Origin of the sequence: Mailhella massiliensis (assembly GCF_900155525.1) — a bacterium.
GTDB lineage: Bacteria > Desulfobacterota > Desulfovibrionia > Desulfovibrionales > Desulfovibrionaceae > Mailhella > Mailhella massiliensis.
This window is the reverse complement of the sequence record NZ_LT706951.1, coordinates 614,556-635,752: the sequence shown is the minus strand read 5'-3', so window position 1 is coordinate 635,752 and position 21,197 is coordinate 614,556. Positions and strand designations below refer to the sequence as shown.

The window sequence follows — 21,197 nt, the reverse complement described above, 5'->3', positions numbered from 1 at the left end:
TTAGCTAGGACAGCCCCTTTTCTTTTCCTCCGGGAATAATATATACGAGGTGCTCCAGAAGAGGCTGGTTCTGGAAAAGCTGAATGCTTCCTGCAACGATTCCGGCCTGCTGCCCATGATGCTGGAACTGGTTGCCTGGAGGAATTTTGAACGCCCCGAAGTCTATGCGGACAAGGTGCTGGAAACGGGGAGAGCGCTGGAACAGGTCCCGGACAGAGGATTCCGGGAGCTGGGCAGGCTTTTGCGCGAGCAGTTCACCGCGCCCGGAACGTGCAGCATGACCTTCTCTTCCGAAGAACCCGTGGAGCTGAAGGCCTTTGTCGGGATGTTTTTCAGGATGCCTGAAAAGTTTCCGTTCACCTTCACGTCCGTTCCCGGCACGAAGCCTCTGCAGGAATACCTGAACAGAAAGTAGCGCTGCTCTGCGAAGGGCGGCATGAGGGCGACGGAAGGATTCCGCCGCCCTTTTCTGTTGTCCGTCTCAGGGAGAATCATGCCGGTTTCCGGGAAACAGGAGGAGCGTTTTCTCCGCAGGAGCGGGGCCGGGAAGAAGGAGAAGGCTCATGCTTCTGGGGGACGCATGATTTTCTGAGGCTTCGGCACGGGCGGCGAGATGGGGCGATGCCGTGTTTTTCGGGGCCGGGCGGAGGCATGAAGAGCGGAAAAAGCCGTGCGCTGCGTGCAGAGGCGTACCGTGCCGGGCGGAAGGGGAGGCTTTGCGGCAGGCCGAGCTGAACGTCGGGCGGGGGCCCTTATTTCCTTATGGTCGGAGTCTGTGCCGTGGAGACGCCGTTTCATGCAGGCGAAGAAGACGTATCGCGCGTTTTCTCCGGGGGAAGGGCGGCATGAGGAAAAGCGCCTGCCGGAAAAAAGCAAAGCCTCCCGAGGCATCATGGCCTGGGGGGAGCGACGCGGAAGACTGCCGGAACATGTGCGGGGCCGCCGAATGTTTTTCTGCGTGCCGTTATGGGTCCGGGCGTACGGCTGCGTTGCCGTGAGGAAGAACGCCCGGAGCACGGGAGACGGGGCGATGGCGGCTGCGGGCGGAGAGCAGGGTACGGAAAGAAAAAGGCTCCCGCCTCATGCGAAGCGGGAGCCGGGGAGAGCTGCCGCGGCCCGTACGGGTCTGCGGCAAAGGCCGTCATTTCACGTTGTGGGATTTCCAGACGTGTTTGACGGGATGGGTTTCGTTGTAATGCTCATGGAAGACCTTGAGGCGGCGCTGTATGCGCAGCACGCGGCGCATGAGCTCGCTCAGGCTGAAGAGGGCCGTGGAAATGAGGATGCATACCAGAAGCGTGGCGATGGCCGCGTAGAGGTACAGGCGGTTGGTCGCGTCATCCGGGCTGTCCATCTGCCAGACGAGGATGAAGAAGCCGAGTATGCCCAGCATCCAGAGGATGTGGGCGCATCCCTTGATGAGGCTTTCCATGGGCACGCGGGCATAGGGGTTCACTTCCACAAGGGCCGTCCACTCGTCGCTCCCGCATTCCGGGCAGCGGCCGAGGAAGTCGGGGAAGACGGTTTTGCATTGGGCGCACTGCAGTTCCTGCTGCACGTCGTTTTCGGGAGCCTTTTTCACCGTGACCGGGCGCAGGGAACGCTTGGCGATGATGCCTTTTCTTCTTTTCATGCCGCAGCCTCCCGGGGCGCAGCGAACTTCGCGCCCGCCTTCTGGCGGAGCCAGGTGAGAATCATGAGCGCCAGACCGAGAATGTAACCCAGATAGCGCTGATCATGGGGAAGGAAGAAGCCGGTGATGAGCGCGGGGTACATGAGCGCCACCGTGGCAGCGAAAAGCAGCAGTCTGTCCAGAATGCTGGTTTTGGTGATGAACCAGCCCTGAATCAGGGAAGAGAAGCTGATCATGCCGAGGGAGGTCATGCAGAAGATTATGACGGCTTCGGGCAGGCTGTGGATGTTCCACAGGATGATGTCGTGGTTGAAGATGAAGACCAGGGGCAGCAGCGCGGTACGGATGTCGTAGAAGAAGCCCTGTATGCCCACGGCGATGGGCGAGGTGTTGGCGATGGCCGCGCCCGCATAGGCGGCGAGGCCCACGGGGGGCGTATCGTCGGCCAGAATGCCGAAGTAGAAGCAGTACAGGTGCGCGGCCATGAGCGGCACGGCAAGCTGCATACCGTGAATGGTGAAGCCGGAGGCGAGTTCCACCAGCACCGGAGCGGTGAGCGAGGCCATGATGATGTAGTTGGCCGTGGTGGGCAGGCCCATGCCGAGCAGAAGGCTTGCCGCCGCCGTGATGATGAGCAGCAGGAAGATGTTCCCCATGGAAAGCACTTCCACGAAGGAGGTGATCTGCTGGCCGAGCCCCAGGGACACGCAGCCCACGATGATGCCTGCGGAAGCCGTGGCCAGAGCCACGCCCGCCATGTTGTTGGCGCCCGCCGCCATGGAGGAGATGGTGAGTCTGAGGCCTTCCTTGAGGGCTTCCCACTTGGAGGTCTTGCGTACCACGGCGATGCACACGGGCTGGAATATCATGATGACGGCCAGCACGATGATGGCGCGGAACACCGCAAGTTCGGCGGAGTGCTGGAGGGCGATGAGCTCATACAGCAGCATGGCCAGAGGGAAGAGGAAATGCAGGCCGCCGCGCAGCACGTCCCGGGCGCGGGGAAGTTCATCCTTGGAGAGACCGCGCAGGCCGAGCTTGCAGGCTTCCACATGGGTGATCCACAAAAGGGCGGCGTAGGAGGCGAAGGCCGGAATGGCCGCAGCCTTGGCCACTTCGATGTAGGGCACGTTGACGTATTCGGCAATGATGAAGGCCGCGGCGCCCATGACGGGCGGCGCAAGCTGCCCGTTGACGGAGGAGGCCACTTCGATGGCCGCCGCCTTTACCGCAGGATAGCCCACCTTTTTCATGAGCGGAATGGTGAAGGTACCCGTGGTCACCACGTTGGCGATACTGGAGCCGGAAACCATGCCGGAAAGGGCGGAGCTGAATACCGCAGCCTTGGCCGCGCCGCCGCGGTAGCGGCCGAGACCGCTGATGGCGAGCTGCGTGAAGAAGGTGCCGCCGCCCGCGCGGTCGAGCATGGTGCCGAAGAGCACGAAGAGAAACACCACGGTGGCCGACACCTGAAGCGGAATGCCGTAGACGCCCTGCGTGTCCATGGTGATCTGGGAAATGAAGCGCGAAAGCGACGCGCCCTTGAAGGCCAGAAAATCGGGCAGATACGGCCCCGTGAACACGTAGATGATGAACACGGTGCTGATGATGGGAAGCGCCGGGCCGAGCACGCGGCGCGTGGCCTCAAGCAGCAGCACCACCAGCAGTATGCCCATGAGAATGTCGCGGGCGATGGGGGAGCCGGGGCGGGAGGCGAGGCCCGCGTAGTCGATGAAGATGTAGAGCGCGGCCACGGCGGCCATGATGCCCAGGATGTAATCCATGACGGTAACCCGGTTCATGGCCAGCAGGATACGCAGATCCCACCTTGAGGAGGCCGAGGGCTTTATCATGGGAATGTTGAAATAAACCAGAATGATGGCAAAGGCCAGATGGATGGACTTTACATAGATGGAGTCGATGAGCAGAATGCTGGCGCTGGCCATCTGGAAGAGCGACCAGCACAGGGCGATGACGAAGGTGATCTTCGCCGTGATGCCCATGGTGTCGCCGCGCATGCCGTGTTCGGCATGGGCTACGTCTTCCTTGTACTTGTCTCCGGCGGGAGCGGTTGGGATGTGTTTCTGAGGCATGGGAGTTTCCACAACTGAACGGTTGGAAGGAATGCTTTCCCCTTGCTGCACATGCTGGGAGGAAAACAGAAAGCGGGGGCGGGCCGCAGCCCGCCCCCGCAAGCGCCGAGGCCTCTCTTACTTGAGCAGACCGGCTTCCTTGAAATACTTTTCAGCGCCGGGATGGAAGGGAGCGGTGCGGCCTTCCAGCAGGCTTTCCCTGGTGATGGCTTCAAGCGCAGGGTGCAGCTTCTTGAATTCGTCGAGGTTTTCCACCACTTCCTTGGTGATGGCGTAGACGATGTCGTCGGGAGTGTCGGCGGAGGTCACGAAGGTGGCCAGCATGCCGATGGTTTCCACCTTGCCGTCGGCGGCGTTGCTCGCGTCGGGGTACTGGCTCATGTCGATGGTGGTCTTGGAGTAGTAGGGGCATTCCTCAAGCAGCTTTTCCATGCCGGTGATGGGCACGATGCGGCACTTGCGCTTGCCGGCCGTGGCTTCCTTGATGTTCCCGTTGGGATGACCCAGGGTGTAGAAGAAGCCGTCGATACGGCCGTCCTGCAGGGTGTGGGGAGCGTCGGCGGGTTTCAGGCCTTCGCCGCGGAAGTCCTTGCCGGGTTCCAGACCCACTTCCTTGAACACCTGAAGGGCGTTGATGCGGTTGCCGGAACCGGGATCGCCCAGGTTGATGATCTTGCCCTTCACGTCCTTCACGCTCTTGATGCCGGAATCTTCGGCAGCCACGAAGGTGACGGCCTCGGGAGCCAGAGCGAACACGAAGCGCAGCTTGGTCACGGGCTTGCCTTCCCAGTCGCCGATGCCCTTGTAGGCCTGATACTGCGTGTCGGCCTGAGCGATGCCGAATTCCAGATCGCCGTTGTTGATGGCGTTGATGTTGAACTTGGAGGCCCCGGTGGATTCCACGCTGGCGCGGATGTCGTAGACATCCTTCTTGGCGTTGATGATCTTGGCGATGGCGCCGCCGGTGGGGTAGTACACGCCGGTGATGCCGCCGGTACCGATGGTGACGAACTTGGCGGCCATGGCGTCGGTGGAGAGGGCTCCGGTAAGAAGCACGGCCGCGCCGAGAGCGACGGCGAAGAATCTCCTGAACATGAAAGAACCTCCTGCAAAAAGTTTCAGCTTTGTCAAAAGATGGAAAGAAAAACCGACCTTCGGAGCGTTCTTCCCTTTATTTTATCTGAGAACCGGATAATGTCACGGTTTTTTGCGGAGTGCAATAGGTATGGAATTGACGAAAATGTGAAACCGACCTCTTCGGCAGGGCGGAACTGCGGAGAGATGCGGAGTTGACAAAGAGCAATCTCCTTGCTTGTTTTGCAAAGTATGCAAATATTGGAGGCAGAGAGGGAATCATGACGCTTCTTCCTTTAAGGCGTGCGCAGAACGGAAAGTACCTTGAGGCGCAGGCCAGAATATTCAAGGCGCTGGGGCACCCCAGCAGGCTGCTCATGGTGGAGGCGCTTCTGGACGGGCCTCTCTGCGTGGCCGATCTTCAGCACCTTGTTGGGGCCGATATGTCTACGGTTTCCCGTCACCTTGCGGTATTGAAGAACGCGGATATCGTTTCGGACGAAAAGCGGGGCCTGCATGTTTACTATTCTCTGAAACTGATGGGGCTCGGCCAGTTTCTGACCTGCACCTCGGCCGCCATGGACAAGCGCGCCCAGGAACGGCAGGCCCAGCTTACGGCCATGATGGCCCCCTGACTCCTCCGGTCTGCGGCTTCCGCAGAGACAAGTATTTGCCAAAATGGCCAAACAGACAAAAGGGGAAGTCCGTTTCCGCGTGCCGGGAAGGCCCGACGGAAGGGGAAAAAAGTTCTGCAAAAAAAAAACGCACGGCGGAGAAAAATTTTCCGTTCCGTGCGTTTTTTTGTTGTGACGGAGCGCGTCGGGGCGGAAAATTCCTCGCGTGCATCCTTTTTGGGGGGAAACGCGCAGGGCGTTTGCGGTGGGCGTGCCCGTATGTTCGGGCCGGAATACCGGAGAGTCGGGGGAATGATGTGCCGTGTTGCGGAAGAAGGGCCGTGTGGGCTGGGCAGGAGCCCGGTCGGGCGGCCGTATGCCGGCGCAACGGGCAGGCTCGGGGAAGGAAGAATGCAGGCTGTGGGGGGACTTCTCCGGTGAGCGTTGCGGAGAAGCGTTGGGCAGAGCGGAGGAGGGAGAAGCGTTCTTCGGAAGCGGTTCCCGGCAGCAGAAGAAGGCCGATACAAAAAGGCCCGGGTATTTCCGTGGAGCGGCCGGGAAGACTGCCGGAACCGGGACGAAGAAAAACGGTAAGGGGCGCGGCAGCGTGTACGCAGGGGGAAAAGGCGGGAGGGCGGCCCCCTGTGGCGGCTTTCCTGCGGTGAAAGGAGCGGAGAAAAGGGAGCACCGCGTCGCCGCTGCAAAAGACGGGAAGGTCGCGGCCGTGGAAGGGGGCGGAATGTTCGGGGAGGAGACCGCAGGCGGTCTTTCCGGGGAAAGGATTCGGAACCATGCCCACGGCCCGGGGAAGAACGGCGCCCCTTTGCCGGGCACAGACGGAGACGGGCCGCCGCGTTTGCCTGCGGCCCGTCCGCGTGGGTTACAGGGCCAGTTCTTCCATTTCCTTTTTCAGATCGCGTGCAGTCCAGCAGGCGTAGCGGTCGAGGTGGGTGGGGTCGCGGTTGATGATGGCCACCTTGCCTCCGCACTGCAGGGTGATTTCCGGCACGGCCGCCGCCGGATAAACGGTGAGACTGGTGCCGAGCACCAGCATGAGGTCGGCGGCGCGGGCTTCGCGCTCCGCCTCGGTAAGGGCGTATTCGGGCAGGCCTTCCCCGAAGAAGACGATGTCGGGCTTGACGATGCCGCCGCACTTGTCGCACACGGGCACTTCTCCGGCGCGGACGCGGGGGGCTATTTCCTCGAAGCTCCAGCTTCTGCCGCAGCGCAGGCAGTGATGGAGCAGCGGCGAGCCGTGCAGTTCCAGCACCTTTCTCGAACCGGCCTTCTGATGCAGCAGGTCGATGTTCTGGGTGATGACGGCATGGATGATGCCTTTTTCCTCCAGACGGGCCAGCGTATTGTGAACGATGTTGGGTTCCTTTTCGTCGAGATTGTACAGGAAGTCTTTGGAATGCTCGTAATAGTAGCGCTGATCCTTCATGAAGTAGTCAAGATCGAAGAGCTTGTTCGCGTCGATGTCCGTGCGGGTGTAGAGGCCGCCCGCACCCCGGAAGTCGGGAATGCCCGAAAGGGTGGAAATGCCCGCGCCGGTGAGGACGACGGCGTGCTTTGCCTGGGAAAGAAGTTCGGTGAGCGTCATGATGGTTTCCTTGTGGCGCGGGGCATGGCTCCGCGGTGATGGGAACGGTCGTTTACGGCCGTGAAGACCGCCTGCGGGAAGGGCAGGGCCTCATGGTACGTCGTATGAGCGCGGTTGTAAAAGGGAAGAGAGCTTGCCGGAAGCGGCGGGGTACGGATCGTGGCGGCCATGTGTCGGCGGGAATGAGCGCAGTCCTTGGTACGGAGCCCAGGGGAGGGCCGCCTGTCCTGCGGACGGGAGAAACAGGTGAAGATCGTGTTTTGGGGCAGGGAAGGGATACCCGGGGAAGACGGTCTGGAGCGGAAACGTTTTTCCCTGTGCGTGGGGCGCTGCCTGAGGAGCGTCGATGTCGGAAGAGGTCGGCGGGCGGCTCGACATGACGTTTCTTCTCCGGTGTGCTTTGCCGCCGTGCGGCGGGACCATGAAAAAGGGGCGGGCGTTCGCTCCATGACGCGTCATCAAAAATCCATGCCTTTTTATCCCAAAGAATGTTCTCAGAAGGAAGGCTGCCCCGCTCTCCGGGGGGGGCGAGCTGTCGGGAAGGCGCTGTGTTGCGCGGCCCCGCGGGTATTGTTCCGAAGGGTACGGCCGTTTTCTGCCGCATGTCCGCCGCGCGGTGCGTATCGCATCACGTTGTCGGAGGGGCCCGTGCGGATGGGGAGAGTTCAAGTTTTGCTTGAATATTTGTGTTTTCTTCGGCTGTGCGGGGGCGCAAAAAAAGCCTTCCCCCGTGTGCGGAAGAAGGCTTTTCGTGTGTCTGCGTATGCGGAAAGAGGCTATACCTCGAACAGCATTTCCAGGTCTTCTCTGGTGAGAGACTTCCAGGAATCCTGACCGGGAATGACGGCCTCGGCCACGCCGCGCTTCATTTCCTGAAGCTTCAGAATCTTTTCTTCCACGGTGTTCTGGCAGATGAGCTTGTAGGAGAACACCTGCCGCGACTGACCTATGCGGTGGGCGCGGTCGGTGGCCTGGCTTTCCACGGCGGGGTTCCACCACGGATCGTAGTGGATGACGTAGTCCGCGCTCGTGAGGTTGAGGCCCGTACCGCCCGCCTTCAGGGAAATGAGGAAGATCCTGATGGAAGGCGTGTTGTTGAAGCGGTCCACCTGTTCCAGACGGTCCTTGCTGGAACCGTCGAGGTAGCAGAAGGGGATGTCCGTCATCTGGAGCCAGGCGCGTATCTGCTGCAGCATCTGCACGAACTGCGAGAAGACCAGCACCTTGTGCCCTTCTTCCACGATGTCGAGGATCATGTCCTTGAAGGCCTCGAACTTGCCGGAAGGCATGTTGGCGTTGAAGCCGGGCATATCCAGCTTGAGCAGCTTGGGATGGCAGCAGATCTGGCGCAGCTTGAGCAGCGCGTCGAGAATGGACATCTGACTCTTGGCCATGCCCTTCTTGTCCACGTCGGCCAGCACCTGTTCACGCAGCTTGCGGGCAAGGGAGGCGTAGAGTTCCGCCTGTTCCTCTTCCAGCGCGCAGTACATGACGTTTTCCACCTTGGGCGGCAGGTCCTTGACCACCTCGGACTTGGTGCGCCGCAGGATGAAGGGCTTGACCCGGGAGCGCAGGTATTCCAGCGTTTCCGCATCCCCTTCCTTGATGGGCTTGATGACGCCGCGCTGGAAGGCGTGCTGGCTGCCGAGGAAGCCCGGCATGAGGAACTCGAACAGGCTCCACAGTTCGAAGAGGTTGTTTTCGATGGGCGTACCCGACAGGCAGAGGCGCATTTTCGCGTTGATCTGCCGCACGGAACGCGCCGTGATGGTGTTGGGGTTTTTGATGTTCTGCGCTTCGTCGAGAATGATGGCGTTGAATTCGTGCTGTTCCAGTTCCTCCATGTCGCGCCGGAGCAGCGCATAGGTGGTGATGACGAGATCGGAAGAGGCGATCTTGCGGAACAGCCCTTCGCGGCGCGTGCCGTACACGATGAGGCGGGAAAGCCCGGGCACGAACTTCGAGGCTTCCCTGTCCCAGTTGGGCAGAACGGACGTGGGCACGACGATGAGGTTCGGCCCCTGGGCGCCGTGATTGACCATGTGCTGGATGAAGGCCAGCGTCTGTATGGTTTTGCCGAGGCCCATTTCGTCGGCCAGAATGCCGCCGAAGCCGTATTCGTTGAGGAAGTTGAGATAGGAAATACCCTGTATCTGGTAGGGGCGCAGCGAGGCCTGAAGGCCGGCGGGCGTTTCTATCTGCCTTACTTCATGGAAGTTGCGGATGTTGTCGCGCAGCTTGCTCCAGAAGGAATCCTCCAGCGCGCCGGGCAGGTCTTCCAGCAGGTTGTCGAGCACCGGGGCTTCGTACTGCTTGAACTTCTGCTTGGGCGGCCTTGCCGGATCGAGGCCCAGCACCTTGAGCTTGTGGGCCAGCTTTTCCAGCCAGGATTCGGGCAGGCTCGCATAGGAGCCGTCTTTAAGCTGCACGTAGCGCTTGCCCTTGAGCCAGGCCTTCCAGATGCGGTCGAGCGGAAGATTCTGCCCGTCGTATTCCACCGAAATATCGAGGGAGAACCACTTTTCCTTCTCGTTGCTTTCCACGCTGGCGTTGATGGTGGGCGTGGAGGCGCGCACCTTGTAGCGCGAAAGCGTGGCTTCGCCGTACACGCGCCAGTTTTCCAGCAGCGTGGGGTAGGAATCGAGCAGGAAGGAAATGGCTTCTTCCGGTTCCATGAACCACAGACGGCTGCTTCGGGGCTGGAAACGCATGTCCGAAAGCTGGGTGATGAGGGCGTTTTCCTCCGTCTGATTGCGGCGCACGAGGAAGGTCTTGCCCTCGTACACATAGCTGCCCGTCTGGAAATCGGGGTTCGGGCCGGGCAGGGTGAACTCGCCGTGCAGCGTTTCGTAGATGTTCTGCACCTCCAGGGTGAGCAGGCTCCCTTCCTCGTCCAGAAAGAGCTTGGGATTGTACGTCGCCGGCTGGAACACGGGTTCCATGATTTTGAGGAACTCGTCCTGTTCGTAGAGTTCCGAAGCGGGCAGGCGCGTCCACACCCTGTCGAGAAATTCGGGAATGTCTTCCTGCGGAATGACGGGCCCCTTGTGCACCAGCGCCTGGATGACGCGGTGATTCAGACAGGTCTGCACGGGATAGAAGCCCTGGTTCCAGCACACCCACAGGGGCATCTGCCCGTGGAAGGTGGCTCCTTCGTGGGCGGGGGCGGGGATGTCGCCGGTGTCGTCCGGTTCCTCGTCGATGATGGAGAAGGGCTTCTTGCCTTCACGCTGGAGAAGCACGTCGAAGCGCAGCCCGTCGTCGTCGAGCGCGGGACGGAGCTTGAGCGCCATGGTGGAGCTTTCAATACGGCAGGGGATTTCCGTATCCTTCCAGAACAGATAGTCTTCCTTGCGTATGGCCCAGAAGAACCACGAAAGAAGCCCGTCCGGGATTTCCACACGGTGCCCGTAGTAATCGAGATACTGGGCGATCTGGCGGCAGACCACGGGCAGTTCCGGGGAATGCTCGCACCATTCGGGGTTGCGCAGTATCTGTTCCAGCGTCACTTCCTGGCGCACGGTGGAAAGCCCCGTCTTGTTCTGACGGGCGCGGAAAAATTCCACCGAAAGGCGGCCCGGTTCCGGGAAGAAGCGGAAAAGGAAATAATGACGGCCGGTTTCCGGTTCGAAGGTGCCGCCGAAGAAATGGCGGAAGCTCTGACGCCAGTCCTCGCGCGGGGCGGGGGCGGGGTCGGCCTTGCCTTCGGAAATGTCGAGGGAATTGATGAAGTGAATGGCCGTTGCGGCTACATGACGGCAGGGACCGTTGAAGGCCTCCATGCAGTTGCACATGGAGTCCACCCGCTGTTCCGCCAGATTGATGGTGACCACGGGGCTGTAGGCCTCGAAGTCTTCTCCCTGCACGGTGCTTTCCACCGTCCAAATGTCGTTTTCAAAGCGCAGGGTGAATTTGCTGAGGTTGCCCTCGGCTTCAATGGACCGACCGTACTCCGTGATGTATTCCGGGATGGTGTTCTGAATGAAGGTCTCAGCAAGTCCACGGGCGGCGACTTCCTCTCGTCGGTTCATGGTAACAGTCCTCAAATTGTGGCAGAAGATGGACAGGTAGGAAAGTACGGCGGGCCGGGCCGGGAAAGAATGGCTCAGGGAACAGATGGGCGAAAAGAGGCAATACCGGCCATTGCCCTCTAGGATTATACGATATTATCCCAGTTTTCAAGAGAAGTGAACTGTGCTAGGCTTTTTTCATGAAAAAAAAGTTATGTTTTCTGCACTCTCAGGAGCAAAAACGCTTCTGCCGGAAAGTTTTTCGGCAGAGAGCCGCGTCTTGCGCCGTGTTTCTGTTCGCCGTTGCGTGTCTTCTGCTTCTCCGCCCGGCGGAAGGCGCCTTTGCCGGGGCTTCCGCCGATCTGCGGCCGGAATACGGCGGGAAGATACTCATGGGCAGCATCGGCGAGCCTTCCAACCTCATTCCCTACCTCGCTTCGGATTCCGCCTCGGCGGAAGTGGCGGGGCTTCTTTATACCTCGCCGCTGGAGTATGACAGGAATTTCAATATCATAAAATGCGCCGCCGAGGAATGGGAAGTTTCTGAGGACGGCACGTTCATGCGCTTCAGGCTGAAAGAGGGGCTTGTCTGGCAGGACGGGCACCCCCTTACCGCGGACGACGTGACCTTCACCTACAACCTCATGATCGACCCGAAAACGCCCACCGCCTACGCGGCGGACTTCCTCAACGTGAAGGAATACCGCCAGACGGGGCCGCTTTCCTTTGAAGTGCGCTACGACGCGCCCTATGCCCGCGCGGCCATTACCTGGATGCACCCCATCCTGCCCAGGCATGTGCTGGAACACGAAAACATCGCCTCCACGAGGTATGCCCGCAACCCCATAGGCGCGGGGCCCTTCAAGCTGAAGTCGTGGGAGCCGGGCAGCCGTATCGTTCTTGAGGCCAACGAGCGCTATTTCAAGGGGCGCCCGTACCTTGACGAGGTCATCTACCGCATCATTCCCGACACCACCACCATGTTTCTGGAAGCGAGGGCGGGCAGGCTCGACTTCGTGGGGCTTTCCCCCCAGCAGTACCTGCGGCAGACCGGCGGCGAATGGTGGGAAAAGCACTGGAACAAATACAAATACCTGGCTTCGGGCTACACCTTCCTCGGCCTGAACCAGAAAAGCCCCTTCTTTCAGGACAGGCGGGTGAGGCAGGCCCTTTCCTGCGCCGTCGACAGGCAGGGCATCATCAAGGGCGCGCTCCTCGGCATGGGAGAGGCCGCGTTCGGCCCCTACAAGCCGGGAACATGGGTGTACAATACTTCGTTGAAGCCGTATGATTATGACCCGGAGAAGGCGCGCCGTCTCCTTGCGGAGGCGGGGTGGCTCCCCGGAAAGGACGGAGTGCTGGAAAAGGACGGTCTGCGTTTCGAGTTCACCATTCTGGTGAATCAGGGCAACAACGAGCGCATCAAGGTGGCCGTCATCTTGCAGCAGATGTTCCGCGCCGTGGGCGTGAAGGTTTCCATACGCACGGTGGAATGGGCGGCGTTTCTCAAGGAATTTGTGGATACGCGCAAGTTCGACGCCCTCATTCTCGCCTGGAATATCCTGGATGACCCGGATATCTTCGACGTGTGGCATTCTTCGGCAGCGGCGGGAAACGGCCTGAATTTCGTCGGATTCTGCAACGAGGAGGTGGATCGCCTGCTGGAAAGGGGCCGCGCTTCGGCGGACAGGGCCGAAAGAAAGCGCCTGTATGACCGTTTTCAGCAGATTCTGCACGAAGAGCAGCCCTACCTTTTCCTTTATGTGCCGTATTCTTTGCCCATGGTCCAGTCGAGGTTCCATGGGATAGAGCCCGCTCCGGCGGGGATCACCTATAACTTCGACCGTTGGTGGGTTCCCAGAGCGCTCCAGCAATAGCAGGTTATTATGAGTCAGACTTCCCTTGTTCAGCCGTCTGAGGAAGCGGGCGACGCCCGGCAGAAACAGCCTCATGCCCCGGAAAACGTATCCATGGTGATTTCTCCCGTGACCGGGGAAAGCTCGCCGGCTTCGAAGGTGCCTTCGGCCGACGACATCGTGGAGCAGCTTCTGACGCATTATCCCGACGCGGATGCGGCCATGGTGCGGCGCGCCTACGACTACGCTTCCGCCGCCCATGCCGGACAGCTCCGCCTTTCCGGGGACCCGTACATCCTGCACCCTGCCTCCGTGGCGCTCACTCTGGCCAGGATGGGCTTCGACGAGCACGCCGTGGCCGCCGGGCTTCTGCACGATACCGTGGAGGATACCGATTCCTCCATCGACGAGCTCGACGAGCTCTTCGGCGAACAGGTGGCCGACATCGTGGACGGCGTGACCAAGATCACCATGATGAGCTTCGACACCAAGGAGGAGGCGCAGGCGGAAAACATCCGCAAGATGATCCTCTCCATGGCGCACGACATCCGCGTTCCCGTGGTCAAGCTGGCCGACCGCCTGCACAACATGAGCACGCTGGACTTTCAGAAGCCCCACAAGCAGCAGCGCATCGCCAAGGAAACCATGGACATCTATGCGCCGCTCGCCAACCGCCTGGGCCTGCACCTCATCAAGCAGAAGCTGGAGGATCTGAGCTTCCGCTACCTTCAGCCCGACGCCTATGCGGAAATCACGACCTGGCTTTCCGAAAACCAGATCGTGGAGCGGCAGCTCATTTCCAAGGTCATCGGCAAAATCGAAGCCATCATGACCGAGAACCGCATCAACGGGCGCGTGTTCGGCCGCATCAAGCAGACCTACAGCATCTACCGCAAGATGATGGCCCAGAAGACGCCCCTGGACGAGATGCACGACATCATCGCCTTCCGCGTCATCGTGGGCGACCTGCGGGACTGCTATGCCATGCTGGGCCTTGTGCATGTTTTGTGGAAGCCCGTGCCCGGCAGATTCAAGGACTATATTTCCATGCCCAAGGCCAACGGCTACCAGTCGCTGCACACCACGGTGATCGGGCCCGAGGGCGAGCGCATCGAAATTCAGATACGCACCGAAGAGATGAACAACATGGCCGAACACGGCGTGGCCGCGCACTGGATGTACAAGGAGCGCAACCATGCCATAGCCATGCAGGACATGCCGCAGTTCCAGTGGCTGCGCGACCTTATGGAGCGCCAGAGGGACGAGGCGGATTCGCGCGAGTTCATGAGCTCTTTGCGCATGGACCTCTTCAACGACGAAATCTATGTGTTCACGCCGCGGGGCGCGGTGAAGCGCCTGCCCAAGGGCGCGACCTCCATCGACTTCGCCTTCCTCATTCACTCCGACGTGGGCGCGCATTGCGTGGGCGCGAAAATCAACGGCAAGCTCGAACCCTTCGCCACGCCGCTCAAAAACGGCGACATGGTGGAGATCATTACCGACAAGAACCGCCATCCCCACCGCGACTGGCTGAAAATCGTCAAGACCGCCAAGGCCAGAAGCCGCATCCAGCATTATCTGCGCACCGAAGAGCGCGTGGCCGCCGTGGCCCTCGGCAAGGAACTGCTGGAGAAGGAAGGCCGCAAGATGGACTTCAACGTCACCCGGGCGGCCAAGGACGGCAGGCTGCAGATCGTGGTGCCGGAATTTTCGCTGAACGCGCTGGACGATCTGTTCGCCGCCGTGGGAACGGGGCGGCTCACGCCGAAAAAGGTGATTCAGAAGCTCATTTCCATTCTGAACCCCCGGCAGGAAAGCGCTGCGGAAAGCGCTCCCGCGCCCAAGACCGACGGCACGCCGAAAAAGCCTGCCGACGGCATTACCATCAAGGGCATCGAAGAGACGCTCATACACTTCGCCAAGTGCTGCAAGCCCGTGCCCGGCGATCAGGTGGTGGGCTTCATCAGCCGCGGGCGCGGCGTCATCGTGCATACGGCAAACTGCCCCCATGTGCAGAACCTGGAATCGGAACGCCTCATTTCCGTGAACTGGAACAATGAGGAGAGCAAGCCCTTCCCGGCGGAAGTCAGCGTGGTGGGTCTCAACGAAAAGGGCCTGCTGGCCAAGATCAGCCTTGCCTTCGCCCAGCAGGATGTGAACATCAACGCGCTCCAGATAAAGTCCACCGTGGACGGCCGTTCCCAGATGGATTTCACCGTGGAAGTGCGCGACGCCGTGCATCTGTACCAGACCATAGACAAGCTGCGTACCATAGAGCATGTGCTCGAAGTGCGGCGCGGCACTTCCAATATGGATATCTGACGGGAACTGCGGAACGGGACGGAGCCGTTTTCGTCCCTTCCGGTGGGAAGCGGGGTTCGCGTTTTGCGCGGACTCCGTTTTTTTTATGTTCCGACTCCGGCGGGAGAGGTCGCCGGGCCGCGCGGAACGGGGATGCTGCGTGACGGAAGGCGTGTTTTCCGCACGGCGCTGTGCCGGAACATGCCGGGCGCACAGAGCATACCGGAATTTTTCCGGGACGGGGCGGACGAATCAGGCCTGCCGACCTTCGGCGGCAGAGATGTCTGCGGGAAGGCAGGGCCGGGTATTTTTTCTGAAACGGGGCTTTCCCCGGGACAGCGGCAAGGGCCGTTCCCCTGCCCGGCGGACGCGGAAAAGACAGCCTGACGGGAACGGCCTGAGGCTGAGGCCTTTTTCCGCACGGCCGTCCCGGGGCCGTACCGCAGAAACGCGGAAGCCGCGCGGCAGGGGGCGGCACGGTCCGTTTTTCCGGCGGGCCGGACGGCGGAAAAGAGAAGCCCCGGGAGCTTTGCAGAACGGTGCAAAGGCTATTCTGCACGGGGCAGAAACGGGGGCTTTGCTCAGAAGAGGGCGGAGAATCGTGAAGTTCCGGCTTACGGCCTTTTGGTCTTCAGCACGAAGCGGGTGATTTCCGAGGGTATGCCGAGGCGGCAGGAAAAGCCGTTCCACAGGCCCGTACCCGGGCTGACATAGAGAAGCTTGCCCTGCGGCGTATGGTACAGACCGAGGACGTATCCGTCGTTGTAATGGCCGATAAGCGGTGCGAGGAAGAAGATGAGTCCGCCGTGGGTGTGGCCGGAAAGCTGCACGTCCGCAACGGAAGAGGGCAGGCCTTTGTCGTTGGGCTTGTGGGCCAGAAGAATGCGCGGCCCCTCGGGCGCGCCGGAAAACGCGGCCTTCACATCCGTTCCCCGGCCGCCGAAACGGGCCGCGGTATTGTCGGGAACGCCGCCGATGACGAGCCCGCCGGGAAGCACGCGGTGTTCGTTGTTCAGCATGATGACGCCGAGGGAGGAAAGTTCCTGCAGCCAGCCGCGTGCGTCGTAGTAATATTCGTGATTGCCCGTGACCCCGAACACGCCGTATTTCGCCCTGAGCTCTGCCAGCGGGGCCATTTCTCTGCTGAGCGCACGGGGCAGGCCGTCTGCAATATCGCCGGTGATGGCCACGGCATCCGGGGAGAGGGCGTTGACCCTGCGTACCACTTCTTCAAGCCACGCGGCCTTCTGCACCGGGCCTATGTGCAGATCGCTGAGCTGGACAAGGGTAAAACCTTCAAGTTCTGCTGGAAGTTTTTCCAGCTCCAGTTCCACGGTATGCACATCGGGTACACGCACGGCCTGCCATGTGCCCCATGCGCCGCTTGCCAGAGCCAGAACCACAAGGATTGTGCAGCGTATGCCGCCCGTGAGGGGCATGCGCCACGAAGCGCCCATGCGCCGGGCCAGCCACAGGCCGAGGCTTGCCGCATCCTTGACCAGCGCAAGGAAAAAGAGCACCAGCAGCGCGGCGTACAGGGCTTCCGCCGCGAGCATGACGGGAATCGGCAGCTCCGGCCGGAAAAAGCCTCCGCCCACCACCTGATAGAAGACGTATTTGAGCCCTGCGGCCAGAAATGCCGCGCCCATGAGGGCCTTGAGGACAAAGCCCGCCTTCAAGGGAAGAACGAGACTCATAAAGCAGTAGACGGCGGCGATGACGGAAGGCAGGAGAAGTCGCATAGGCAGGTGCGGAGCCGGGGGCGTGTTTTGGAGGAAAAGGTGCGGGAAGCGGAGCGGGCGGCGGCCCGCTCCGCCCCCGGTATCAGACGAAAGCGAAGCCCGAAAGGGCGGGGCATTTCATGCGGCCTTCATGCGGCAGAGGAAGGAGGCTTGTGCGCCCTTGGCGAGAATCGCCAGGCCCGCAAAAGGCCGAAGCGCAGCTCAGGCGTTGCGGCCCATGGCAAAGGCCTGTTCCATGGCAGGGCTGGAGGCCACGTCGCCCTTTTTCCACACGCCGGGCGCAAGCAGCACGCCTTTTTCCTGCGGCTTTTCCAGGCAGTCGGTAAAGCCGCGGAAGGCGTCGATGGTGCGTTCCAGCGCGGAGCGGTTGCTGTCGGCGGCGGTGGCGATGAAGTAGAACTCCTTGCCGGAAATTTCGGTGTAGTGCGGAAGCGTTCTGTCGATGAAGGTCTTCATCTGTGCGTTCATGGAATAGAAGTACACGGGCGTGGCCATGACCACCACGTCGGCGGCAAGGAGCTTGTCCAGCAGGGGAGCCATGCCGTCCTTCTGCACGCAGGCGTGCGTGGCCTGGCAGGCTTCGCAGCCGAAGCAGGGATGCAGGTCGTGCTCGCGCAGGCGCACGATTTCCACCTTGTGCCCGGCTTCGAGAGCTCCCTTCATGAACGATTCGCACAGAAGTTCGGAATTGCCGCCTTTGCGCGGACTTGCGGAAATGATGAGGATGTTTTTCATATTCTCCTCCAGGCGCGTATGCGCCGCGGCTTGTCTGGAGCCGTTGCGATGGTTGTGTGCCGGGCGTGCCCGGCGCGGTGAAATACGGCGTTGTTCCCTCTCCCGGAAGTCGGCGCACGGCAAGGGGGCGGATGCGAGGCGTACCGGAATGCCGGAAGCAGCCGGGAAGGACCGCTCCTGCCTTCTTCGATACGGAAGGGCGGCTTTCCGCCTCCCATCTTTGGAAAAGAGCGCCTTTTTGTCCAGAGCGGATACGCTCATATTCTTGCCTGAAACTCTCGCAGGCAGCATCCGCAGGCGATGTTTTTCCGGCCGGCGGAGGCGGAGTGCGGCAGCTTTTTTCGCCCTCTTCCGGGCAGAAGGCCGCCGTCATTTCCGGCGCGGGCCGGAGCGTCCGTGGAACATACGGCCCTTTCCAGCGGCAGATCAGCTGCGGAATCCCTCGGGAAGGGGTCTTGCCCTTCATCCTCTTGCCGGGAGAAAAGAAACAAAGGCCCGGTGCGCCTTTCCTTGGGAGACAGGCGAACCGGGCCGCGAAAGAGCTTCTTCTAGTCCTGCGGAGCGAGCACGTCGGCGTAGAAGCGCCGCATTTCTTCCATGGTGGAGAAGTTGGCCATGTACATCTGGTCGGCCATGGCCTCGGCCAGAGCCGAGGGAATGCGGCCCACCATCTTCATCTGCGCGCCGTAGCGGGCCATGATGTCTTCATGGGAGAGCTTGAACTTCTTGCCGTCGCGCCGGCCGGCGAAGGCGCAGTAGAAGTGTTCCCCCACAGGCTGGGTGGAACGGTCGTAGGCGATCATGTCGGCCCATATCTTGTACACGTCGGTGCTGCAGGCGAAGTTCATCATGTCCGGGCTGTAGCCGCCGCAGGGGCGCATGTTCACCTCAAGAGCCACGATGTCGCCCTTTTTGCCCATGCCTTTCTGGTCCTGCGTGAGGCGGAAGAACTCGAAATGCACGAAGCGGCTCTTCACGCCGAAGCTCTTTGCCGTGGCGCGGCCTGCGGCGCGGGTGTCTTCCGGCAGTTCCTTGAGCAGGTAGTAGATGGCGTTGTCCGCTTCGTTGACCACGTCCATGAGGGATATGGGCGTGACGTTGCCGGTTTCGAAGATGGGCTCGCCCCGGGAATTGAAGATGGCGTCGTAGGAGTTGATTTCCGCATGGATGAATTCTTCCATGATGTAGCGCACGCCGGGGTGCCTGCGGGCGAGGAAGTCATCGAGATCCTCTTCGCAGGTGAGCTTGCGCGTATCCGACGCGCCCACGCCGTTGTCCGGCTTGACCACCACGGGCCAGCCCGTTTCCTTGATGAAGGCGAGGCAGTTTTCCCTGCTTTCCACCAGCGTGTAGGGCGCGGTGGCGATGCCGGCCCTTTGGTAGTATTCCTTCATGCCCGACTTGTAGCGGATGCGCGGCATGTCGCTCGTCTGAAAGCCGCTCGTGATGTGGAAGTCGGTACGCAGCGCCGCGTCGCGTTCCAGCCAGTATTCGTTGTTGGACTCCAGCCAGTCGATGCGGCCGTATTTGTGGATGAAGTAGCCCATGGCCCGGTAAACCTCATCGTAGTTTTCCAGGCTGCCGACCTTGTAGTATTCCTGAAGGCTGTCGCGCAGTTCCGGCAGAAGTTCGGCATAGGGCTGATCGCCGATGCCGAGCACGTTGATGCCGTCGGCCTTGAGGTGATGGCAGAACTTCCAGTAGTTGACGGGAAAATTCGGCGAGATGAACACGAAGTTTTTCATGGGCGTTTCCTTTTTATTGGCGTACCGCCGGACAGTGATGTTGTTTTCCGTTCGGATTTTTGTTGTTTTCGTTTTTTATCGGCAACATCAACATGGTTTATCATACGGCGGCATTTTCTGATGCGGCGGGCCCTTGCGGGGCGGGGAAGGGCGGCCCCGGGCGTGCGATGCGCCGTTATTCCCCGAGCAGCCAGGGCATGAAGTATTCCACCTGACGGTACCACCACGGCCAGTCGTGGTTCACGTCGTGCCCCCAGATGTCCACCCAGAGATGGATTCCCTTGTGCTCGAATATTTCCTGCAGGCGGCGGGTGGTTTCCGGCATTTCCCATGCGCCCTGGCCTACGCAGATGGCGGCGCGGCGGCTGTTGTACAGGGAAATGTAGGGGTGGTCGGAAGGCATGTTCGCCATGTAGTCCACGGGGGAATTGCGGTAGACCACTTCGTCCATGTAGTCGCCGAAACCGAAGGAAGCCGTGTAGATGCCCGAAAGGGCCAGAAGCCCGTTGAACAGGTCGGGACGGCGCAGGTACAGGTTGGCGGCATGCAGCGCGCCGAGGCTGCACCCGAAGGCGATGATACCGGCGTCGCTTTCCCAGCCGTTGGCCGTGTGCGCCAGATGCTGGGTGAAGGGCGTTACTTCGTTGAAGATGTAGTTCATCCAGGCTTCATGCCTGCGGATGCGCCACCATGCATCGCCGCCGCGGTTGGACCAGGTTTCCTGGTCGATGGTGTCGATGGCCACTACCATGAGCCTGCCGCTTTCGATCCACGGGGCCATGGTGTCGGACATGTGGAAGTCCTCGAAGGAGAAGAAGCGCCCGTCCTGGCAGGGCACGAACAGCAGCGGTCTGCCTGCGTGACCGTAGACCTTGCACTCCATGTCGCGGCCGAGGGCGGGGCTGTACTGCTTGAAATATCTTGTCTGCATATCGTGTCCTCCTTGTCGGTTCAGCCTTCGAGGCCGTACATCAATGTTTCCATGAAGAAGGGAATCTGCCGTTCCCAGCTTGCTTCGCTGTGTTCTCCCCCCGGCACCACGCGCGAGGTGAGGTGCACGCCCTTGTCGAGCAGCACGTCCACCAGGCGGCGCAGATCGTGCGTCATGTTCTTGTCGCCACCGAACTCCTCCGAGCCCCAGTCCATGTAGATGACGGTGTCGGGAGTGAGAGGGGTGGTGCGGATGAGCTGGAGCACCCTTTTTTTATCGGCCCAGATGTGGGGAGAGAGCGCGGCCGCGCGGGAGAAGAGTTCGTTGTACTTCGTTACGGCGTACAGGCTCATGAGGCCGCCCATGGAACTGCCCGCAATGAAGGTGTGCTCCCGCCAGGGAATGGTGCGGAAGCGCCTGTCGATGAGGGGCTTGAAGGTGTTGGCAAGCCATTCCATGGTGATTTCGCCGCGCCCCGTGACGGGACCGAACTCGGGATCGGTGAAGTCGTAGGGAGAGTATTCGGAAAGACGGCCGTTGTCGGGATGATGGTTGCACTCCACGGCGGCGACGATGATGGGCACGTCCAGAAAATCGAGATATTCCCCCAGCCCCCAGCTTTTGCCGTGGGTGGCGTGGGAATCGAAAAACACGTTGTGCCCGTCGAACATGTACAGTACCGGAAAGCGGCGGCGCGGCTGTTCCCTGTACATGGTGGGCAGGTAGACGTAGGCGCGGCGTCTTTCCCTGCCGGTAAGTTCAGGAATGGAGAGTTTCCATGTTTTGACCATAGAGTGAACAAGCTTCCTTTTCTCCGCTGAGGCAAAGGAACGTGCGGAGCGTTGTTTCCCCGAAGTTAA

The 21,197-nt window shown here is 60.8% G+C and carries 14 protein-coding genes; 4 read left to right on the top strand and 10 right to left on the bottom strand.

What is annotated here, in order from left to right; translation table 11 throughout:
- Positions 1-49 precede the first annotated feature (49 nt).
- Positions 50-415 carry a hypothetical protein gene (locus tag CZ345_RS08550; RefSeq protein ID WP_077072718.1) on the top strand — a complete coding sequence of 122 codons (366 nt, stop codon included), beginning with the start codon at positions 50-52 and terminating at the stop codon, positions 413-415.
- Positions 416-1,141: 726 nt separating this feature from the next.
- Here CZ345_RS08550 and CZ345_RS08545 read toward each other — a convergent pair.
- From CZ345_RS08545 to CZ345_RS08535, 3 genes are all read right to left on the bottom strand, one after another.
- Positions 1,142-1,633 (bottom strand): hypothetical protein, encoded by a 492-nt coding sequence (locus CZ345_RS08545; RefSeq protein WP_077072717.1) that lies wholly within the window; start codon positions 1,631-1,633, stop codon positions 1,142-1,144.
- Entirely contained in the window at positions 1,630-3,726 is a 2,097-nt protein-coding gene (locus CZ345_RS08540) for a TRAP transporter permease (RefSeq protein ID WP_077073022.1), read from the bottom strand. The genes CZ345_RS08545 and CZ345_RS08540 overlap by 4 nt, the downstream gene beginning before the upstream one ends.
- Positions 3,727-3,843: 117 nt before the next feature.
- Positions 3,844-4,821: a TAXI family TRAP transporter solute-binding subunit gene (locus tag CZ345_RS08535; RefSeq protein ID WP_077072716.1), complete on the bottom strand. Its 978-nt coding sequence runs from the start codon at positions 4,819-4,821 to the stop codon at positions 3,844-3,846.
- Positions 4,822-5,081: 260 nt separating this feature from the next.
- On the opposite strand from CZ345_RS08535, the gene CZ345_RS08530 reads away from it, so the two are divergent.
- Positions 5,082-5,435: an ArsR/SmtB family transcription factor gene (locus CZ345_RS08530; RefSeq protein ID WP_077072715.1), complete on the top strand. Its 354-nt coding sequence runs from the start codon at positions 5,082-5,084 to the stop codon at positions 5,433-5,435.
- A gap of 859 nt (positions 5,436-6,294) precedes the next feature.
- Here the strand turns inward: CZ345_RS08530 and CZ345_RS08525 are convergent.
- On the bottom strand, positions 6,295-7,017 hold the full coding sequence (locus tag CZ345_RS08525) for an NAD-dependent protein deacylase (protein ID WP_077072714.1): 723 nt from the start codon (positions 7,015-7,017) through the stop codon (positions 6,295-6,297).
- A gap of 776 nt (positions 7,018-7,793) precedes the next feature.
- Entirely contained in the window at positions 7,794-11,048 is a 3,255-nt protein-coding gene (locus CZ345_RS08520; protein ID WP_077072713.1) for a DEAD/DEAH box helicase, read from the bottom strand.
- A 293-nt stretch (positions 11,049-11,341) separates the two neighbouring features.
- On the opposite strand from CZ345_RS08520, the gene CZ345_RS08515 reads away from it, so the two are divergent.
- Both CZ345_RS08515 and CZ345_RS08510 read left to right on the top strand, forming a co-directional pair.
- Complete coding sequence (locus CZ345_RS08515) at positions 11,342-12,904, top strand: peptide-binding protein (protein ID WP_420843770.1); 1,563 nt, start codon at positions 11,342-11,344, stop codon at positions 12,902-12,904.
- Positions 12,905-12,997: 93 nt separating this feature from the next.
- On the top strand, positions 12,998-15,205 hold the full coding sequence (locus tag CZ345_RS08510; RefSeq protein WP_077073021.1) for a RelA/SpoT family protein: 2,208 nt from the start codon (positions 12,998-13,000) through the stop codon (positions 15,203-15,205).
- Between the two features lie 593 nt (positions 15,206-15,798).
- On the opposite strand, the gene CZ345_RS08500 is transcribed toward CZ345_RS08510, so the two are convergent.
- The 5 genes from CZ345_RS08500 to CZ345_RS08475 all read right to left on the bottom strand — a co-directional run bounded on the left by CZ345_RS08500 (position 15,799) and on the right by CZ345_RS08475 (position 21,128).
- A complete protein-coding gene (locus tag CZ345_RS08500; protein WP_077072710.1) occupies positions 15,799-16,926 on the bottom strand; it encodes a metallophosphoesterase in 1,128 nt (375 codons plus the stop codon).
- Between the two features lie 201 nt (positions 16,927-17,127).
- Positions 17,128-17,661, bottom strand: a complete 534-nt coding sequence (locus tag CZ345_RS08495) for a flavodoxin family protein (protein WP_077072709.1) — start codon at positions 17,659-17,661, stop codon at positions 17,128-17,130.
- Between the two features lie 548 nt (positions 17,662-18,209).
- Positions 18,210-19,406, bottom strand: coding sequence for an ATP-grasp domain-containing protein (locus tag CZ345_RS08485; protein WP_077072707.1), 1,197 nt, complete (start codon positions 19,404-19,406; stop codon positions 18,210-18,212).
- Between the two features lie 175 nt (positions 19,407-19,581).
- Positions 19,582-20,337: an esterase family protein gene (locus tag CZ345_RS08480; RefSeq protein ID WP_077072706.1), complete on the bottom strand. Its 756-nt coding sequence runs from the start codon at positions 20,335-20,337 to the stop codon at positions 19,582-19,584.
- A gap of 20 nt (positions 20,338-20,357) precedes the next feature.
- The gene (locus CZ345_RS08475) at positions 20,358-21,128 is read right to left on the bottom strand and encodes an alpha/beta hydrolase (protein WP_077072705.1); all 771 of its coding nucleotides are present in this window, start codon (positions 21,126-21,128) and stop codon (positions 20,358-20,360) included.
- Positions 21,129-21,197: the final 69 nt, after the last annotated feature.

Excerpts from the sequence above, each read along its gene's own strand:
- CZ345_RS08520 (WP_077072713.1), bottom strand. The coding sequence starts at position 11,048 with ATGAACCGACGAGAGGAAGTCGCCGCCCGTGGACTTGCTGAGACCTTC.
- CZ345_RS08475 (WP_077072705.1), bottom strand. The coding sequence starts at position 21,128 with ATGGTCAAAACATGGAAACTCTCCATTCCTGAACTTACCGGCAGGGAA.
- CZ345_RS08545 (WP_077072717.1), bottom strand. The coding sequence starts at position 1,633 with ATGAAAAGAAGAAAAGGCATCATCGCCAAGCGTTCCCTGCGCCCGGTC.
- CZ345_RS08480 (WP_077072706.1), bottom strand. The coding sequence starts at position 20,337 with ATGCAGACAAGATATTTCAAGCAGTACAGCCCCGCCCTCGGCCGCGAC.
- CZ345_RS08525 (WP_077072714.1), bottom strand. The coding sequence starts at position 7,017 with ATGACGCTCACCGAACTTCTTTCCCAGGCAAAGCACGCCGTCGTCCTC.
- CZ345_RS08535 (WP_077072716.1), bottom strand. The coding sequence starts at position 4,821 with ATGTTCAGGAGATTCTTCGCCGTCGCTCTCGGCGCGGCCGTGCTTCTT.
- CZ345_RS08485 (WP_077072707.1), bottom strand. The coding sequence starts at position 19,406 with ATGAAAAACTTCGTGTTCATCTCGCCGAATTTTCCCGTCAACTACTGG.
- CZ345_RS08500 (WP_077072710.1), bottom strand. The coding sequence starts at position 16,926 with ATGCGACTTCTCCTGCCTTCCGTCATCGCCGCCGTCTACTGCTTTATG.
- CZ345_RS08540 (WP_077073022.1), bottom strand. The coding sequence starts at position 3,726 with ATGCCTCAGAAACACATCCCAACCGCTCCCGCCGGAGACAAGTACAAG.
- CZ345_RS08530 (WP_077072715.1), top strand. The coding sequence starts at position 5,082 with ATGACGCTTCTTCCTTTAAGGCGTGCGCAGAACGGAAAGTACCTTGAG.
- CZ345_RS08495 (WP_077072709.1), bottom strand. The coding sequence starts at position 17,661 with ATGAAAAACATCCTCATCATTTCCGCAAGTCCGCGCAAAGGCGGCAAT.
- CZ345_RS08510 (WP_077073021.1), top strand. The coding sequence starts at position 12,998 with ATGGTGATTTCTCCCGTGACCGGGGAAAGCTCGCCGGCTTCGAAGGTG.